Origin of the sequence: Enterococcus devriesei (assembly GCF_001885905.1) — a bacterium.
Taxonomy (GTDB): domain Bacteria; phylum Bacillota; class Bacilli; order Lactobacillales; family Enterococcaceae; genus Enterococcus_A; species Enterococcus_A devriesei.
On record NZ_JXKM01000006.1, the window covers coordinates 87,641 to 104,216 of the forward strand.

The following is a 16,576-nucleotide window of genomic DNA, read 5'->3' on the forward strand; positions in this document are numbered from 1 at the left end:
TTTTTATAATATTCGTATTTAATTTTTTGAACTTACAGCCGCAATTTTTTCCAAACGAATGTCAGGAATAAAAGTCTTTAATTGTTCCTTATCAATCGTACCGTTTGTTTCGAATTGAGCGTTGGAAATACCACAGGCCATAGCATATTTAATGGCATCTTCAATTGAAAAGTTCTGACTAATGGCATAAGCCATACCACCAACCGTAGAATCCCCGCAACCTGTCGTATTAACGATTGGAACCTCAGGAATCCGAACGTTGTAAATGGTTTCATTATGTTTGACGATGGCGCCGTCACCGCCGCAGGAAATCATGATCGTCTCAATCTCGGCAAAAAGATCCGTTTCTAAGATGGTGATGATTTCTTCAAGTGAATCGATCTCTTTTCCAATCAATTCACTTAATTCGTGCGTATTAGGTTTAATAAAGCTAGGTCGAATAGCAGGATTTGCTAAACAATTTTCCAATTGCTCACCGGAGATATCCATCAGTATCGGGAATTCATTGCCTAAACGTTCCCGTAGAAACTGCAATAATTTGCCGTGAAAATTGGGATCATCGGAATTGACGGAACCGGAAACACAAATTACATTGATGGGGTATTTGTTTAAGAGCAGAGCAAGATGTTGGAAGAACCTTGCGTCATCTTTTTTTGATAAATAAAGACCACGCTCTACTAACTCTGTATGAATATCATCATCGTGCATGATAGTGATTGCGTTACGAGAGTTGCCATCAACGGTTAAAAACTCTAGTTGATATCGATCTTCTCCTATCAAGGTATCTAGGATATTTTGACCAACTGGGCCGCCAAGGATGCCAGTTAAGATGACTTTCTCGCCTGACTGTGCAATGACTCGACCAGCATTAATCCCTTTACCGCCAATGGAAGTATGAGGATTTTCTACACGATTGACTTGATCTAGCGTAAGCGAAGAAACTAAGTAATTATAATCCATCGATGGGTTTAGAGTAATTGTCAAAATCATGCCTGCTCCTCCTTCAAAATCTTAGTAAAGGTATTGTAATAATCACGAGTTGTATCGGTTAACTTATCATCTGTAATCAAACAATCGATATCTGACAACGAATAGAAGGTATAGACATCGGACCGATTGAATTTTGAACTATCAGCCACGACATATTTCTTCCTAGCGTGTTTAAAAGCAACACGTTGAATCGAACCTTCAATAGGATTAGCAGTGGTTACATTATTGTCAAAAACACCATTAGTAGCAGCAAATGCTCGATCAATGTTGATGTTATCGAAGCTTTTTTCAGCGATTTCACCATAAAATTCCTCCGTTGTTCGAGAAAACTCTCCGCCGGTCAGTAAGACCCGATAATCCGTGTTATGAATTAAATAATTAAAGGCCAGCAAACTATTTGTGATGACAAATAAGTTTGCTTTTTTGATTTCGGGCAGGGCGTGGAGCATAGTTGTTCCAGCTCCAATATAAATCGTATCATTATCTGAAATAATGCTATTCATTACTTTACCGATAAATTGTTTTTCGGTCACATTCGTATCGATTTTTTCTTGGGTCGATAATTCTTGTTCAATCTTCTCTAGCTTTTGAGCCCCGCCATAAATTTTTACTAATAATGATTGCTCCGCCAGTTCATTGATATCTCTTCTGATCGTCATATCTGAAACATTTAAGTTTGTCGATATTTCTGGAATTGATAAGTAATCGTTCTTATGCAGCAAAGCTAAAATTTTTTCTTGCCGCTCCTTTTTCAACATAGAAAACACTCCTTAATAAGTAAGCTCTTACAAAATAATCAGTCAAGCTAGAATTCTTATATACAATTAATAGCATTAGAAAAGAAAAAAAGCAAGTGAAAACTGTTAAGTTATGTTAATGTTTGTTAAATAAATTGGGATATGCTTGAAATTAAATGTGCCTTTTTGATAAAAAAATAAAAGAAAGCGTTGACAAATGAAAATCAACGGTTTATATTTACATTGTAAAACAAATCTTAACAAAGATTAACAAAACGTTTCAACGTTTATCAGAAAGGAGCGAAATGATGGATTACAAGGAGATGTTCGATCAAGAACTGATTAGCCTTGAGTTAAAGGGAGAAAATGAGGTCGAAGTTTTTCAACAGGTTGCTAAACAGTTAACGGAGCTCGGCTTTGTAAACGAAGGTTACTTAAACGGGATTATCACTAGGGAAGAAAAATTTCCTACCGGATTGATCACCCAGCATGTCAATATTGCACTACCGCATTCTGATCCAGAGTATGTTGAGAAGCCATTTGTATACATTGCTCGCCTTAAAGATGAGGTGAAAGTTAAGCAAATGGGCGATAGTCAAGAAATGAAGGTGAAAAATTTATTTTTCTTGGGTATTAAAGATCCGAAAGGTCAAGTTGGTTTACTGCAAGCGTTTATGGAATTATTCATGAAAGAAGAGTTTGTCACTGAATTTATTAACGAAAAAGATATCAATAAAATCTATCAATTGTTTACTAACAATATTTAAGAGAGAAGTTTAGGAGGAATTTATGATGAAAAGAAGACTGATTGTAGCATGTGGAAGCGGCGTAGCAACAAGCCAAACAATCGCGAGTAAGATCGCTAGTTTGTTAGAAGATGACGGAATTGATTTCCCGGTTGATGCGGTGGATTATAAATCGATTCAAACCGAATTACCCTCAACTGGTATTTATGTATATGTTGCGCAGCCAGATGATGAAGTCTTAGAAAAAGCTGATGAACTTGGTGTTAAGGTTTTCCCAGGAATTCCTTTCTTGACGGGGATGGGCTCAGAGCAGATTTATGATGATATCAAAGCGTTAGTCGAATAAAAAAACTTACTATAGAAAGAAGTGGAAAAAGTGCAAATATTTCAAGACATTATTAATTACATCTTAGGGTTGGGTTCGGCGATCTTTGTCCCATTGATTATCTTGATTTTAGGCTTAGTTGCTGGAATGAAATTAAAGAAAGCATTTATGTCAGCGATTACTTTAGGGATCGCCTTTACCGGAATGTCGATGGTCATCGGTTTCATGTCCAACGCAGTTAGCCCGGCTTCAGAAGCGTTAGCTAAAAATACCGGGTTGAATCTTCCAGCGCTGGATTTGGGCTGGACTGGAGCGGCGAGCATTACTTGGTCATGGTCTTACGCATTTGTCTTTTTCGCAGTTGTCTTAGGAGTTAACTTCGTCATGTTGATTTTGAACTGGACGAAGACGCTCAACGTTGATATGTGGAACGTTTGGGGCAAAGCTTTGACGGCATATCTAGTGTATTTTATCAGCGGCAGTTTATTAGCTGGTTTTGCTACAGCAATCGCGCAAGTGATTTTAGAATTGAAGATGGGGGATATGTTCCAACGCCATATTGAAGATTTAACAGGTATTCCATTGGTAACGGTTACTCACTTAATGAATATTTCAGCAGTCCTTTTGTTGCCAATCAATATCATTATGGATAAAATTCCTTTCTTTAACAAACAGGCGGATACTAAAGCTTTAAAGAAAAAAATCGGGATTTTCTCAGAAAACTCAGTAATGGGCTTCATCATCGGATTGGGCTTAGGATTAGCTGCGGCATACGGTGTATCAGGTTCATTGAACTTGGCTATTCAAATCGCTACAGCGATGGCATTGTTCCCAATGATCTCTAAAATGTTCATGCAATCACTTTCCCCATTAGCAGATGCGATGTCTGAAATGATGAAGAAACGTTTCAAAGATCGCGAAGTCTATATTGGTTTGGACTGGCCCGTATTAGCTGGTCGTTCAGAAATTTGGGTAACAGCGATTCTTTTAGTACCCGTCTTTATTGGCTACGCAATTATTTTGCCAGGCAACGCAGTTTTACCATTAGCTGGGATTATTAACTATTCTATCGCAGTCGGCGGGTTGTTATTAACTGGTGGGAATCTTGTCAGAATGCTGATCATGGGTGTTATTTCAATGCCGATCTATCTATACGCAGCAACTTATTTAACTCCGATTTTAACTGGTTTAGCAGATAAAACCGGAGCGGTAGAAGGAATTAAAAAGGGTCAGCAAATCACGTGGTCATCAATTGAAGGGCCAGAGTTTCGAATTTTATTTGCTGAAGCTTTTAAAGGAAATATTTTAGGAATCGTTGGTGCGATCGCCTTTATTGCCATGTTTGTTTGGTTATACAAATACATGAATAAAGCCAAGGTTCCAAGCCAAAGATACGAAGCAACAGTAGATAAAAAAGTCAGTGGCGTGAAAGTCGCTGGTTAATTCAAACCATTGAAGGGTAGGGAAAACGAATGACTAACAATAAAGAAAATAAAGAAAAAACGAAATGGCTATTGGTTCTCTTTCTTGCGATTATTAGTTTTCTCTTAGCCTTCATGACTCAGCAGCTGATCTTTAATTTTATTGCCATTATTTTGGCAATTTGTGTGTACAAGTATGGCAATCCGATCTTATTTAAAGAATACGATGACCGTAGAAAGCGAAAGTACAAAGAAGCGATGGAAGTCAGAAATGCGGCTCAAACAGCAATTACTAGTAAAAGAATTTTCAAAAAATAGAAAAGGTGGTCTCGACTATGTCAGACGGACGGATGATTTTTGAGAGAGAAAGAGAAGATTTAGCACGGATTGTGAAGTTGATCTTCGCACGAAAGAATACGAATGTTGCGGGAGGAAACTTTTCTTTTAAAACAACAGACGATTATGGAAAAGAATATATTATTATGACCCCTACAATGATGTCAGAGGCTTATCTAGGTGAGGTCTCGCCAGCGCAGATTTTAGTAGTAGAACCACACACTCGCAAAGTGATCGACGGAGTAGGACAATTAACACGGGAAATTAATTTGCACGAAGCAGTTTATGATACAAACCCAGAAATTAAAGCGGTGCTACATGCCCATGCCCCAAACGCGATGTTTTGGGCAACTTCTGGATTGGATATGCCCAACTTAACGGAAGCGACTCAAAAAATTGGCTATGTGCCAGTGCTTGATTTTGAACCAAATTGTTCGACGGAATTAGCTGAATTGGTTTCTACTTATATGGAAAAAGAGCAGTTAGCAATTCCAAACATGTTACTATTAAATAGTCATGGCGTTTTAATCAGTGCTCCTGGTGAAACAGGAATCGAAGCGATTCATAAGGCATTGCAGATTCTTGATACAACAGAATGGAATGCTGAGATTGCCTATAAACAAACGGTTTTCCAATCATTGGGTCTGCTAGACGGCTACTATTCAAAAGGAAAACAAATCGGTACGATCGAAGATTTAAAAGACCATACGCCGCTTTATAACCGGGAAGAAATTTTTGCCGGTGGTGATTAAAGTTAACTAAGTTACTTGAACAAGAAAATTTCGTAGATTTTCTTGTTCAAGTTTTTTTGTTTTTGTTGATTAAAGACCGAATAACGAAACTAAAGCTAGAACATTTCAACAAAATTTGATACTCTATCATTGAAGAGAGGCGATGAAATGTTAAAAACGGATCGATTTCAAGCAATCATGTCTTTGTTAGAAATAAATGGAACCATTCGCGTGAGTGATATTATGGAAAAGCTATCGGTATCAGATATGACGGTGCGGCGCGACTTAGATGAATTAGAGCGGCAGGGGCTTTTAGAAAGGGTCCACGGTGGGGCGAAGCTGAATGATTTTTATCGTCATGAAGAACTTTCACATACGGAAAAACAAATTCTTTTGCAGGAAGAGAAACAGCGGATCGTGGAAAAGGCGAGTGAGCTGATTCATGATGGAGATACGATTTTTTTAGGTCCAGGAACAACAATGGAATTATTAGCGAAAATTATTCGCGGTGAAGGGCTACGGATCGTTACGAATTGCTGGCCGGTTTTTGAAGAGCTAAACAAGCACAAAGACGATCGGAAAATTTATTTACTAGGCGGCGAAATGCGGGAGACGACGCAGTGTTTTGTAGGAGAAATCACCAACAAATCCTTGCAGGACATGAATTTTCACAAGGCATTCTTTAGCTGTAATGCCTTGAATGAGCAGAAAATCATGACCTCTACCTTTGAGGAAGGGCAAACCCAACAGATTGCCTTGAATAATTCTATAGAACGCTTTTTATTGATCGATAGTTCGAAGATTGGAAAAAAGGATTTCTCGGTCTATTATAATTTGGCGGATGTGACGGCAGTTATTACGGACAAAGATGAAGCGGGACATTATGAAAAGATTGAAAAAGAAGAGAAATATGTGGTGTGATTTTTGAATTTAATACAAATGAAAATAAAAGCGACGATCAAATTTTTGATCGTCGCTTTGTTTGGTTTATTTTGCTTCAGCGTGAGCAACGTTGCCGTTAGCAACTGATGGTGCCGCCTTTTGTTCTTTTTCTGCAGCATAAGCGGCGTTACGTTTCTTCATTTGGCGTGCATACCAGATGAAGATTAATAGGTAAGCAGCCAATGCTAAGCCGGCGTAAAGAACGAATTCGATTTGTCCTTGTGATGCGTTACCAACTAAGTAACCTAAGAATTTTTCGATTGGTCCTTCCATAGTAGTATGAGAGATTTGAGCTGATGCGCTTAGTCCTGAAGGGAAGGCCCCGACGGCTTTCGCTGTTTGAGTAACGAATGGTGCGATCAATGTACCTGACCATAGGAATAGTGGCAACTCGATGGCGCCGATCACGATCATACGGATCAATTTACCGCGAGTAACGACTAACAAGGCTGGAGTCACACCCATGGCGATGATTCCGCCAAGTGGCAATAATTTATTTCCTGGTAAGATGATTGCTTCTAACAACATGATGGGTGCTAATACGTTTGCGGCTGCCCAGATTTCAGCGCGACCGGCAAGGAAGGGCCAGTCTAAACCGATATTGATTGTACGTCCTTTTAAACGTTTGTTAGCAAAGTCGGTGATCCCTTGTGATAACGGTTCTACAGCCGCGATGAACCAGGCACCAATCAAAGAAAACAATTCTAAACAGACAGCAGCTGTAAAGGCTAGTGAGAAAATCTGTGTTGGTGTTTGGCCAGCTAATAAGCCTACGAAAATTCCTAAATAAATACCGATAGCAAATTTTGATCCCCAGAAGCCGATCTTGCTATTCAATTTAGCAGCATCGAAATCGTATTTGTCTAACCATGGGAATAGTTTATCAAAAATTTTGTCAAAAACCATGATCACGGGATTCATCATATAGTTCATATGAGTCGTCGTCATTGGGTTACTTTCTGGCGCATTCAATAAATCGTTAAAGGTTGGTTTCATTAAGTCGGAGTTCCAGATTTTAAGAACACCGATGAAAATTACTAGTGCAGTAGCGATAAATAAGTTCGCGCCACAGAAGATCGCGAATAGGCCAACGATCGCTAAATGCCAAATATCAAAAATATCGACGTCTAAGGTGTTGGTTTTTTTCATTGCCAACATCACGATGTTTACAATCACCATGATCAATAAGAAGTAAAGTGTATAGGGTGAGCCCCAAGTGATAGTCGCTAAAGGTGCCCAGCCGACATCTGTAATGTTTAATGAAATTCCTGTTCGTTCAACAAAAGCGGTCATAGCACCTGAAAATGCGGTTGTTAAAATACCAATAATTGCTCCGATACCGGTTAAGGCGATCCCCAGTTTAATCCCGCCTTCTAGGGCCCGAGTCGGTTTTACTTTAAAAAATAATGCGATAACAGTTAATACGATGGTCATTAAAGGTGCCGCTCCAAGATTGATAAGTGGGGTAAAGACTGTATTGGCGATATCGATAATTGTACTCATTGTCTTATCCTTTCCTGATACGAGTGGAAAGTAGGCTTCCCACTATTGTATTTTTTGGGTAATCGTCTCCTTATTCAGCTTCACGAAGATGATTTTGTCTCACTCGTGAAGCTGAACGTAAATTACTGGATTGATTGGATTGCTGATTCCATTTCTTGATAAACAGGTTCTGCCATAGCTGGAATACGGTAAAGAATCGCACCCGCATCGATTACTGGGATATTTACGTTGAAACCTAAATCAGTGTTAGCAATTTGGGCAAAGATGTCGTAATGAGACAGCATTTCTTCATTGATGTCTTTGATCATGACTGCGTCACAAGAGACTTGATAGCCTCGCTTGCCTAGTTCACCTTCTAGTGCACTTTTGATTTGATGACTTGAATTAACTCCTGCGCCACATGCTGCTAAAATTCTAATCATTTGTATTCGCTCCTCGATTTTAATTTATTTTTTATCCTGCAGATTATGCAGAAACCTCCACATTAAAATGTTCTTCTAAAAACTGATAAATTGCTTCAGGACTTTCCAACTTGAAAAAATTACATAGTACTTCTTGATCGACTGAATTGATGAAGTCCATAATGTCTGCTAACATTCCGGCTTGTGCTTCACCATTTTGATTCAGGATCAAAAATAAGAAGTGAGCCGAAACTTGATCGCTAGGTGAAATCATGTTATGGAAAGGGATTTCATTTTTTAGCTTGATTGGAACAATTCGTGTCGTTCGTACGAATTCGCTCTCAGTATGAGGGATCGCGATATCCGGCAATATTTCAGATACAGGTGATAGATCTAAACCTGTCGGATAGTTTTCTTCTCGTTCCAAGAGATTCTCCAAAAAAGCTTCTGTTACTAATTGTTTATTTAAGAGATCTAAATAAATTTCTTCAAATACCTCTGACTGAGTCAACTTGTCAGAAACATAAGTGGTATCTTTGAAAAAAAAGTTTTTCAAACAAAACCGCTCCTTTCTAAGTTCGTTAATGTTCGTTCGTTGTTGATAAGTTGAGTATAATCGCTTACATAAACTTTGTAAACACAAAAACGAAAAATAATAAACATAAAACTGTTGATAAATGTTTGATAATGTTTTATCATAGTGTCGTGGAGGTACAACTTATGCTGAAAACTGAACGACAACAATCGATTTTAGCGATGTGTGATCGCTATGGAACGATTACGGTCAAATTCATTCAAGAGACATTAGCGGTTTCGGACATGACGATTCGCCGTGATTTAGAAGAGCTTGCTCGTAAGAAAAAACTCCTGCGAGTCCATGGTGGGGCACAAAAAATGAGTCCTCAAAAAGGAATCAGTTCTTCTTTTTCTACTATAGAAGCAAATGAGCTTTCTCATTCTGAAAAGAAAAAGCTGCATACGATTGAGAAGGAATACATTGCGAAGAACGCGGCAGCTCATATCAATGAAGAAGACGATACGATCTTTCTTGGATCGGGAACGACTATCGAGTTGATGACCCAATATATCAAACAGTCTTCTTTACGAATCGTCACCAATAGTCTGCCGGTGTTTAACCTATTGAGCGAGACAAAAAAACATGAGCTTTACTTGATCGGCGGCTTGTATCGCGAAAAGACGGGGGCCTTTGTCGGATCAATCGCTAACGAGGCGGTGCAGAAAATCGGCATCAAGAAAGCCTTTGTCGGAGTGAACGGACTGAAGGGTCCTGAAGTCTCTAATTTCAGCATTGAAGAGGGCACTTTACAGAAAATCGTCTTAGACAATGCGGCAGAAAAATGTTTGGTTTCTGACGCAAATAAATTCGATCATAGTGATTTTTATACCTTCTATGATCTGAGAAAAATCGACAGTTTGTTTACGGATGCTACTCTTTCAGCCGAGCTGAAGAGTTTTTATCAGCAATATACCAACGTCATCCAATAAGTTTAAGAGGATGAGGTATTAATAAGAAAAAAGAATATAGGAGGAAACAAAAAATGCGTGTAGTAATTGGTTCAGACAGTGACGGCATGAGACTAAAGGAAATAATCAAGGAAGATTTGATCGGTAAGGGATTTACTGTTGTCGATAAAAGTGAAACCGCTTCTGAGGATTTTGTGGAATCGACTTTAGCGATTGCGAATGACTTGAATGAAAATGAAGGCAGTTTAGGTGTGGCTTTTGATGGTTATGGTGCCGGCAGCTTTATTACAGCAGTCAAAGTTAAAGGGATGGTAGCGGCGGAAGTTTCTGATGAACGTAGTGCGTATATGACGAGAGAGCATAATAATTCTCGCATGATTACGTTAGGTTCAAAAATTGTTGGGGACGAATTAGCGCTGAATATCGTCCGGGAATTCTTACAAGCAAACTATGATGGCGGCCGTCATCAAGTACGTGTCGATATGTTAAATAAAATGGCGTAAGCAAAATAAGAGAGGATGAATGAAATGAAAATCGCAATCGGCTGTGACCACATTGTCACAGATACAAAAATGGCAGTATCAGATTTCTTGAAAGCGAAAGGCTATGAGGTTTTAGACGTGGGAACCTACGATTTTACGCGGACCCACTATCCGATTTATGGTAAAAAAGTCGGCGAAGCAGTAACGAGCGGCGAAGCCGATTTAGGTGTTTGTCTATGTGGAACCGGTGTCGGCATCAACAATGCGGTCAATAAAGTTCCTGGCGTCCGCAGTGCGTTGGTGCGGGATATGACCACCGCAATCTATGCTAAAGAAGAATTGGATGCCAACGTGATCGGCTTTGGCGCACGAATCACTGGAGAATTTCTGATTTGTGACATTCTCGAAGCTTTCATTAAAGCAGAATATAAAGAAACCGAAGCCAACAAAAAATTGATCGCTAAAATTGACCATGTGGAAAAAGCTAGTGCAGATCAGTCTGATCCTCATTTTTTCGATGAGTTCATCGAAAAATGGGATCGTGGCGAATACCACGATTAAGCGATCATTCTAAAGGAGTACAGACAATGATTGTAACGATTACTATGAACCCATCAATTGATATCTCGTATCCTCTAGAAACCTTTACATTGGATACGGTCAATCGAGTCAAAAATGTTCATAAAACAGCTGGTGGTAAAGGCTTGAATGTGACCCGCGTCTTGAAACAATTGGAGGCGGATGTGACTGCTAGTGGTTTGATCGGTGGCGTACTAGGTGAAGCGATTAAACAGGACTTGGATCAGACCGAGATCAAACATGCTTTTTCTTCTATTAAAGGCGAGACGCGCAATTGTATTGCCGTCTTACATGAAGGTCAACAAACGGAAATCTTGGAAAGCGGTCCAGTCGTTGAGCCCACAGAAGCCGCGGCGTTCTTGCAGCATTTTAAAAAACTAGCAGCAACCGCAGAGATTTTATCCTTTTCCGGCAGCCTGCCTGAAGGCTTGCCCACGGATTTTTATAGTCAAATGATCCAGCTTTGCCAATCGAAGCCAGTCGTCTTAGATTGCTCTGGTGCAGCCTTACAGCAGGTCTTACAAGGTAAGGCTAAGCCATTGCTGATCAAGCCGAACAATGAAGAGTTGTCTGATCTATTGGGGAAACCAATCGGTAAAGATCCAGTTGAATTAAAGGAAGCTTTGTCGGATCCATTATTTGCGGGAATCGAATGGATCGTGGTTTCGCTAGGCGCAGGTGGTGCTTTTGCCAAACACAACGAGACGTTCTATCAAGTGACGATTCCTAAGATCGAAGTCGTTAATCCGGTTGGTTCTGGCGACGCGACTGTGGCGGGCTTGATTGATGCTATTGCCAAAGGTCTTTCACCAGAAGAAATCTTAAAACATGGAAACGCCATGGGCATGCTGAATGCACAGGAAGCAACGACCGGCTTTGTCCAATTGGCTAATTATCAAAATCTCGTCGAACAAATCAACGTAACGAGTGTCTAAAACAATACCTAAAATGAATAAGGGGCGGTTAATATGGAAATGTCTACAGAAAAAAACAAGTATATGAAGCAATTATGTAACGAAGATGGTGTAATCGGAGCTTTGGCGATCGACCAACGGGGCGCATTGAAGAAAATGATTACGAAGTTTAAAGGATCTGACGCGACTGAAGCTGAAATCATTGAGTTCAAAAAAATCGTGTCCGCTCAACTTACCCAGTATGCCTCATCAATCCTATTGGACCCAGAGTATGGCTTACCAGCCGCAAATGTTCGGGCGGACAATGCCGGACTGTTATTGGCTTACGAAAAAACGGGTTATGATGCGTCAACACCAGGTCGTTTACCCGATTTATTATCGATCTGGTCGGTTAAACGCTTGAAAGAAGCGGGCGCCGATGCTTGCAAATTCCTGCTTTATTACGACATTGACGAAGCCAAAGAAATCAATGATCAAAAGCACGCCTTTATTGAACGCATCGGCTCTGAATGTCAAGCCGAAGAACTGCCATTCTTCTTAGAATTAGTTTCCTATGACGCCAATATTTCCGACGCAACTTCAAAAGAATACGCGAAAATCAAGCCCCATAAAGTTATTGATATGATGAAAGAATTTTCTGACCCTCGTTACGGAGTGGATGTACTGAAAGTTGAAGTGCCAGTCAATATGAATTACGTGGAAGGCTATGGCACGGGGGAGACGGTCTGCACCAAAGCCGAAGCTGCCAACTACTTCAAAGAACAAGCTGAAGCAACCAATCTGCCATTTATTTTCTTGAGTGCTGGAGTTAAAGCAGATTTGTTCCAAGAAACCCTACGTTTCGCTAAAAACGCCGGCTCAACCTTTAACGGTGTTCTTTGTGGACGGGCAACGTGGGCTGATGGTGTCGAGAGCTTCATCACCAAAGGCCAAGAAGCCACCATCGAATGGATGAATACACAAGGCCGCAAAAATATCGAGGAATTAAACGCTGTCTTGAAAGAGACAGCAACACCTGTTGACCAAGCCACTGTGTTGATCAATGGCTAATGGTTGAATAAGTAAATAAGCTGATGGATTTTCCTGAATGAAGGGAGATTTGTCAGTTTTTTTTATAATAATGAAAATAAAGCGACGAGCTATTTCATTTCAGATGATTGCTGCTCTTGTTTGGATAACTGTTCAGTCCGAGAGGGTGATTGATAGGCTACAAACGTTTCAAAATTGAATTGACTAAAAAAATCCTCCTACTAATTGATAGTAAGAGGATTTTTTAATTATCTCAAATTTGAAAACGCGCCAAACTTGGTCAATAATTCGTCAAAGCCTGGGACAGTTTCTTCGCGGTTCCAATCGCGTTGTAATTCGCAAGCGAGTTGGGCGATTGAAGTTAATTGCGCGCCGGCTTGTTCGACCCGACGTAAGGCCGTTTCGTGAGCAATAGTTGAAGTACCACCAACAGCATCGACGATGGGATAAACTTCGTAGCCTTCTTTTAATGCATCTAAAGTTGGGAAGGTTAAGCAGGCTTCAGTCCATAAAGCTAGGATCAAAATTTTCTTCCGTCCAGTTGCTTTAATCGCTTCGTTGTATTCTTTATCTTCCCAAGCATTGATGGAGCTGCGATCATAAGAAGGTGCGTCTTCGCCGACTGCTTTTTTCAAGACGGGGATAGTATCGGTATTCCAACCTTTTTCGACATTTACTGTAGAGAGCACGATCGGGATATTGTAGAGTTTGGCTAACTCAATCACGATCTCAGTGTTGCGGATCAGCTCAGAACGGTTCATGGAATTGATGGAATTGATTTGGGTTGGTTGATAATCAATTACCGTCAATACGGTATTCTCTGGAGAAAGTAAATGATCATCGGTTCGTTTTTCATAACTTGTCATAGGTGACACTCCTTTGAATTTAATACATTTATTGTACAGCGAAGCAATCAAAAGTACGAAGAATTTGTCTTGAGTTTGAAAGCCCTTTCCGGACAGTGGTTAATGAGATAGAGGGAATTGCTTATTTAGTTGTTGCCAACAGATGTTCTAAGAATAGCTTGGCCGCATTAGAAAATATCTGTTTTCTTTTCCAAATGACACTGATCCGAGAAGTCAGCGTCGGTTCAAGAGGAAGAAACAGTAGGCCGCTGTCTTTGGTATTAATAATTCCGTCAATACATAGAGCAACGCTGGTTCCTTCTTTGACTAGCAAAGAAGCGTTGTAGAGTAGATTGTAACTGCCGATTACGTTGAAATTACTTAGGTTTCCTCCTAACCATTCGGACAGCTGATTGTTTACTAAGGATTGATTGGAAATCAAAAGGGGCTGATCTTTTAAGGCCGCGGGTGTAATGGTTTTACGATTCGCTAAGGGATGGGTTTCATTGATTAGAACACCCCAGTGATCAGAAATCGGCAAAGGCAAGTATTCGTATTTTAATTTATCTACCGGATCGATCACTAGCCCGAAATCTAACAGCCCTTTGTCGATTTTAGCCTTCACGTCATCCGCGTTGCCGCTGTAAAGATGGACGTTGAGATCGGCGTAATCTTGCATCAAGTCATTTAGGATCGTGGAAAGAAATTGAAAGGCTAGCGTTTCACCGCCACCGATCATGATATCACCGCCAATTACTTCATTTTTTTGTAAGTTAGCGGTGGTGGTGTCCACTAATGAAAAAATCTCTTTTCCCCGATTTTGCAAATAAACGCCATCTTCAGTTAGCGTGATTTCACGATTGCCTCGAGTAAACAGCTGTACACCTAATTCTTCTTCCAAGTCTTTTAATTGTTTTGACAGTGTGGGCTGGGAAAGATGTAGCACAGTTGCGGCTTTACTGATGGTTTTTTCTTGGGCCACCGTTAAAAAATAATTTAGAACACGTAAATCCATAAAGCTTCCTCCTATAACTAAAAACGATATCTATCTATTCTATATAAGTATTATTCATTGTTAGTATAACCAAGTATACTAAAGACAGCAATGAAGGAGGTACTAAAGATGAGTACACAGGAATTAATCGCTCAACTTCAAGACCGTGAGATTTTACCCGGCTCCGCGCTTTTCGATCAGATCCATGAATTGAAAGCCGACAACGAAGAGTTGGTGATGGAAATGAACGGAAAATACCATACCAATAAAGAGGTGTTAACTTATTTGGCTAAAATCACAGACAGAAAAATTGATGCCTCAGTTAAAATTACACAGCCGTTCTACACAGATTTTGGCAAGCATATTTCCTTTGGTAAGGATATTTTTATCAATCAGAATGTCACCTTTGTCGATTTGGGCGGGATCGTGATTGAAGACCACGTTTTGATTGGTCCCATGTGTCGAATTATTTCTGTGAATCATTTGGCAGATCCCCAAAAGCGCCGAGGACTGTCGGTTGCGACAGTAAAAATTAAAGAAAATGCGTGGTTAGGTGCCAATGTCACGGTTTTACCCGGTGTGACGATAGGCCAAAACGCAATTGTGGCTGCCGATTCTACTGTGACCAAAGATGTTCCGGACAATGTAATCGTCGCAGGCTCTCCCGCCAAGGTGATCAAAGAAATTAAATCAAGCGTGAAAGAAAATGCGTTGGAACAAGTACTATAATAGTAGGTTTACGATTTGAGGTTAATTAAATGAAACGAGTAGCGTCCTTTTTATTAATTGCTTTGTGTGGTATTAGTTTTAATTTGACAGCTTGTACGCACCATTCATCGGAAAATACACAGGGAAAAACGAAAAAAATAGCTTTATTATTAAATGGTTACAAGCATCGCATCCTTTTAGAGGAAAATGCATCATCGCAAGAATTACAGCGGATTTTACCAACGAAATTTAGCATGGAAGACCTGTATCAAAATGAAAAATACTACCGGTTGCCAACACCGCTTCCGACAGCTGAAGAGTCAGTAGGCAAAGTTGAAGCAGGGGATATTTTATTGTACGGCAATCAAACACTGGTGATTTTTTATCACAGCTTTGAAACGGAATATCGCTACACCCGAATCGGCCGGTTAGAGTTGACCAAAGAATTGTCTGACCAGTTAGGCACAGCGCAAGTAACAGTTGAAAGAAACGAAAGTGAGGATGAATCATGTTTAAAAGAAAATTATACATTGAAAAACGGCGTAAAAATTCCTAAGATCGGTTACGGCACTTGGATGATTGAGAACAAACAAGCGACTGAAAAAGTGTTGGAAGCCATCGAGCTAGGTTATCGCCATATTGATACGGCCCAGGCTTATGGCAATGAAGCAGGTGTAGGAGCGGCACTTCAGGCGACGAAGGTTCCGCGGGAAGAACTGTTCATTACGACCAAGTTGGCGGCGGAGATAAAAGATTATCAGCAGGCAGTCAACGCAATCGATGAATCGCTGGAAAAAATGAACTTAGACTATCTTGATTTGATGATTATTCATAGTCCGAAGCCGTGGGCGGATTTTCAAGGGACGAATCATTATTTTGAAGGAAATATTGCCGCGTGGCGGGCATTAGAAGAAGCGTACCAAGCAGGCAAGTTGCGGGCGATCGGTGTTTCTAATTTTGAAGTGGTAGACCTTGAAAATCTTTTCACTCATTCAACGATTCCGCCAATGGTCAATCAAGTCTTAGCCCACATTGGCCAAACGCCTTTTGAGGTGATCGAGTATTCGCAAAAGCACGACGTATTAGTGGAGGCCTATTCGCCGATTGCTCACGGAGCAATGCTGAAGAGTCAGACGATTACAACTTTAGCGGAGAAATACAACGTCTCGATCCCTCAATTAGCCATTCGCTACTGTTTGCAATTAAACCTTTTGCCGCTACCGAAAACGGAGAACCGAGAACACATGCAGGCGAATGCCGAAGTTGATTTCGTGATTTCAACTGAAGACATGGCGCAACTAAAAGCATTAAGCAGTGATTTTGATTATGGTAAAAGTAACGATACGCCTGTTTTCCGTAAGATTTTAAACGATCGATAATAAAAAAAGGTCTGTCTCGCTTTTGAGAC

At 40.2% G+C, this 16,576-nt stretch carries 20 protein-coding genes and 1 pseudogene; 14 read left to right on the forward strand and 7 right to left on the reverse strand.

The genetic code is table 11. From position 1 onward, the window contains the following. Positions 1 to 18 precede the first annotated feature (18 nt). Together RV00_RS09955 and RV00_RS09960 are read right to left on the reverse strand one after the other, a co-directional pair. On the reverse strand, positions 19 to 990 hold the full coding sequence (locus tag RV00_RS09955) for a 1-phosphofructokinase family hexose kinase (RefSeq protein ID WP_071862455.1): 972 nt from the start codon (positions 988 to 990) through the stop codon (positions 19 to 21). Beyond that, positions 987 to 1,748: a DeoR/GlpR family DNA-binding transcription regulator gene (locus RV00_RS09960; RefSeq protein ID WP_071862456.1), complete on the reverse strand. Its 762-nt coding sequence runs from the start codon at positions 1,746 to 1,748 to the stop codon at positions 987 to 989. The genes RV00_RS09955 and RV00_RS09960 overlap by 4 nt, the downstream gene beginning before the upstream one ends. Positions 1,749 to 2,035: 287 nt before the next feature. On the opposite strand from RV00_RS09960, the gene RV00_RS09965 reads away from it, so the two are divergent. The 6 genes from RV00_RS09965 to RV00_RS09990 all read left to right on the forward strand — a co-directional run bounded on the left by RV00_RS09965 (position 2,036) and on the right by RV00_RS09990 (position 6,207). Next, on the forward strand, positions 2,036 to 2,494 hold the full coding sequence (locus RV00_RS09965) for a PTS sugar transporter subunit IIA (protein ID WP_071862457.1): 459 nt from the start codon (positions 2,036 to 2,038) through the stop codon (positions 2,492 to 2,494). Between the two features lie 25 nt (positions 2,495 to 2,519). Further along, positions 2,520 to 2,819: a PTS sugar transporter subunit IIB gene (locus RV00_RS09970; protein WP_071862458.1), complete on the forward strand. Its 300-nt coding sequence runs from the start codon at positions 2,520 to 2,522 to the stop codon at positions 2,817 to 2,819. A gap of 30 nt (positions 2,820 to 2,849) precedes the next feature. Next, complete coding sequence (locus RV00_RS09975) at positions 2,850 to 4,241, forward strand: PTS galactitol transporter subunit IIC (RefSeq protein WP_071862459.1); 1,392 nt, start codon at positions 2,850 to 2,852, stop codon at positions 4,239 to 4,241. 29 nt (positions 4,242 to 4,270) lie between these two features. After that, a complete protein-coding gene (locus tag RV00_RS09980; protein ID WP_071862460.1) occupies positions 4,271 to 4,537 on the forward strand; it encodes a hypothetical protein in 267 nt (88 codons plus the stop codon). A 17-nt stretch (positions 4,538 to 4,554) separates the two neighbouring features. After that, positions 4,555 to 5,307 carry a class II aldolase/adducin family protein gene (locus RV00_RS09985; RefSeq protein ID WP_071862461.1) on the forward strand — a complete coding sequence of 251 codons (753 nt, stop codon included), beginning with the start codon at positions 4,555 to 4,557 and terminating at the stop codon, positions 5,305 to 5,307. 147 nt (positions 5,308 to 5,454) lie between these two features. Further along, positions 5,455 to 6,207 carry a DeoR/GlpR family DNA-binding transcription regulator gene (locus RV00_RS09990; RefSeq protein ID WP_071862462.1) on the forward strand — a complete coding sequence of 251 codons (753 nt, stop codon included), beginning with the start codon at positions 5,455 to 5,457 and terminating at the stop codon, positions 6,205 to 6,207. 66 nt (positions 6,208 to 6,273) lie between these two features. Here RV00_RS09990 and RV00_RS09995 read toward each other — a convergent pair whose 3' ends face one another. The 3 genes from RV00_RS09995 to RV00_RS10005 all read right to left on the reverse strand — a co-directional run bounded on the left by RV00_RS09995 (position 6,274) and on the right by RV00_RS10005 (position 8,688). Next, positions 6,274 to 7,731 carry a PTS galactitol transporter subunit IIC gene (locus RV00_RS09995; RefSeq protein ID WP_071862463.1) on the reverse strand — a complete coding sequence of 486 codons (1,458 nt, stop codon included), beginning with the start codon at positions 7,729 to 7,731 and terminating at the stop codon, positions 6,274 to 6,276. Positions 7,732 to 7,853: 122 nt separating this feature from the next. Then, complete coding sequence (locus RV00_RS10000; RefSeq protein WP_071862464.1) at positions 7,854 to 8,153, reverse strand: PTS sugar transporter subunit IIB; 300 nt, start codon at positions 8,151 to 8,153, stop codon at positions 7,854 to 7,856. 43 nt (positions 8,154 to 8,196) lie between these two features. Next, a complete protein-coding gene (locus RV00_RS10005; protein WP_071862465.1) occupies positions 8,197 to 8,688 on the reverse strand; it encodes a PTS sugar transporter subunit IIA in 492 nt (163 codons plus the stop codon). 164 nt (positions 8,689 to 8,852) lie between these two features. Between RV00_RS10005 and RV00_RS10010 the strand changes: the two genes are divergently transcribed. The 5 genes from RV00_RS10010 to lacD are packed head-to-tail and all read left to right on the forward strand — an operon-like array spanning position 8,853 to position 12,642. Beyond that, positions 8,853 to 9,638 carry a DeoR/GlpR family DNA-binding transcription regulator gene (locus RV00_RS10010; protein WP_071862466.1) on the forward strand — a complete coding sequence of 262 codons (786 nt, stop codon included), beginning with the start codon at positions 8,853 to 8,855 and terminating at the stop codon, positions 9,636 to 9,638. Positions 9,639 to 9,691: 53 nt separating this feature from the next. After that, positions 9,692 to 10,120: a galactose-6-phosphate isomerase subunit LacA gene (gene lacA, locus RV00_RS10015; RefSeq protein WP_071862467.1), complete on the forward strand. Its 429-nt coding sequence runs from the start codon at positions 9,692 to 9,694 to the stop codon at positions 10,118 to 10,120. A gap of 24 nt (positions 10,121 to 10,144) precedes the next feature. Further along, on the forward strand, positions 10,145 to 10,660 hold the full coding sequence (gene lacB, locus RV00_RS10020) for a galactose-6-phosphate isomerase subunit LacB (RefSeq protein ID WP_071862468.1): 516 nt from the start codon (positions 10,145 to 10,147) through the stop codon (positions 10,658 to 10,660). A gap of 26 nt (positions 10,661 to 10,686) precedes the next feature. Next, complete coding sequence (gene lacC, locus RV00_RS10025; RefSeq protein WP_071862469.1) at positions 10,687 to 11,613, forward strand: tagatose-6-phosphate kinase; 927 nt, start codon at positions 10,687 to 10,689, stop codon at positions 11,611 to 11,613. Between the two features lie 39 nt (positions 11,614 to 11,652). Then, the gene (gene lacD / locus RV00_RS10030; RefSeq protein WP_071862566.1) at positions 11,653 to 12,642 is read left to right on the forward strand and encodes a tagatose-bisphosphate aldolase; all 990 of its coding nucleotides are present in this window, start codon (positions 11,653 to 11,655) and stop codon (positions 12,640 to 12,642) included. A gap of 227 nt (positions 12,643 to 12,869) precedes the next feature. Here lacD and RV00_RS10035 read toward each other — a convergent pair whose 3' ends face one another. Beyond that, positions 12,870 to 13,487: a hydrolase gene (locus RV00_RS10035; RefSeq protein ID WP_071862470.1), complete on the reverse strand. Its 618-nt coding sequence runs from the start codon at positions 13,485 to 13,487 to the stop codon at positions 12,870 to 12,872. 121 nt (positions 13,488 to 13,608) lie between these two features. Further along, a complete protein-coding gene (locus RV00_RS10040; protein ID WP_071862471.1) occupies positions 13,609 to 14,481 on the reverse strand; it encodes a LysR family transcriptional regulator in 873 nt (290 codons plus the stop codon). A gap of 108 nt (positions 14,482 to 14,589) precedes the next feature. On the opposite strand from RV00_RS10040, the gene RV00_RS10045 reads away from it, so the two are divergent. From RV00_RS10045 to RV00_RS16690, 3 genes and pseudogenes are all read left to right on the forward strand, one after another. After that, positions 14,590 to 15,189, forward strand: a complete 600-nt coding sequence (locus tag RV00_RS10045) for a DapH/DapD/GlmU-related protein (protein WP_071862472.1) — start codon at positions 14,590 to 14,592, stop codon at positions 15,187 to 15,189. Between the two features lie 29 nt (positions 15,190 to 15,218). Then, a pseudogene (locus tag RV00_RS16685) lies at positions 15,219 to 15,638 on the forward strand (cyclophilin-like fold protein); the annotation flags it as partial. A gap of 60 nt (positions 15,639 to 15,698) precedes the next feature. Continuing rightward, positions 15,699 to 16,547 (forward strand): aldo/keto reductase, encoded by an 849-nt coding sequence (locus RV00_RS16690; RefSeq protein WP_071862567.1) that lies wholly within the window; start codon positions 15,699 to 15,701, stop codon positions 16,545 to 16,547. Positions 16,548 to 16,576 lie beyond the last annotated feature (29 nt).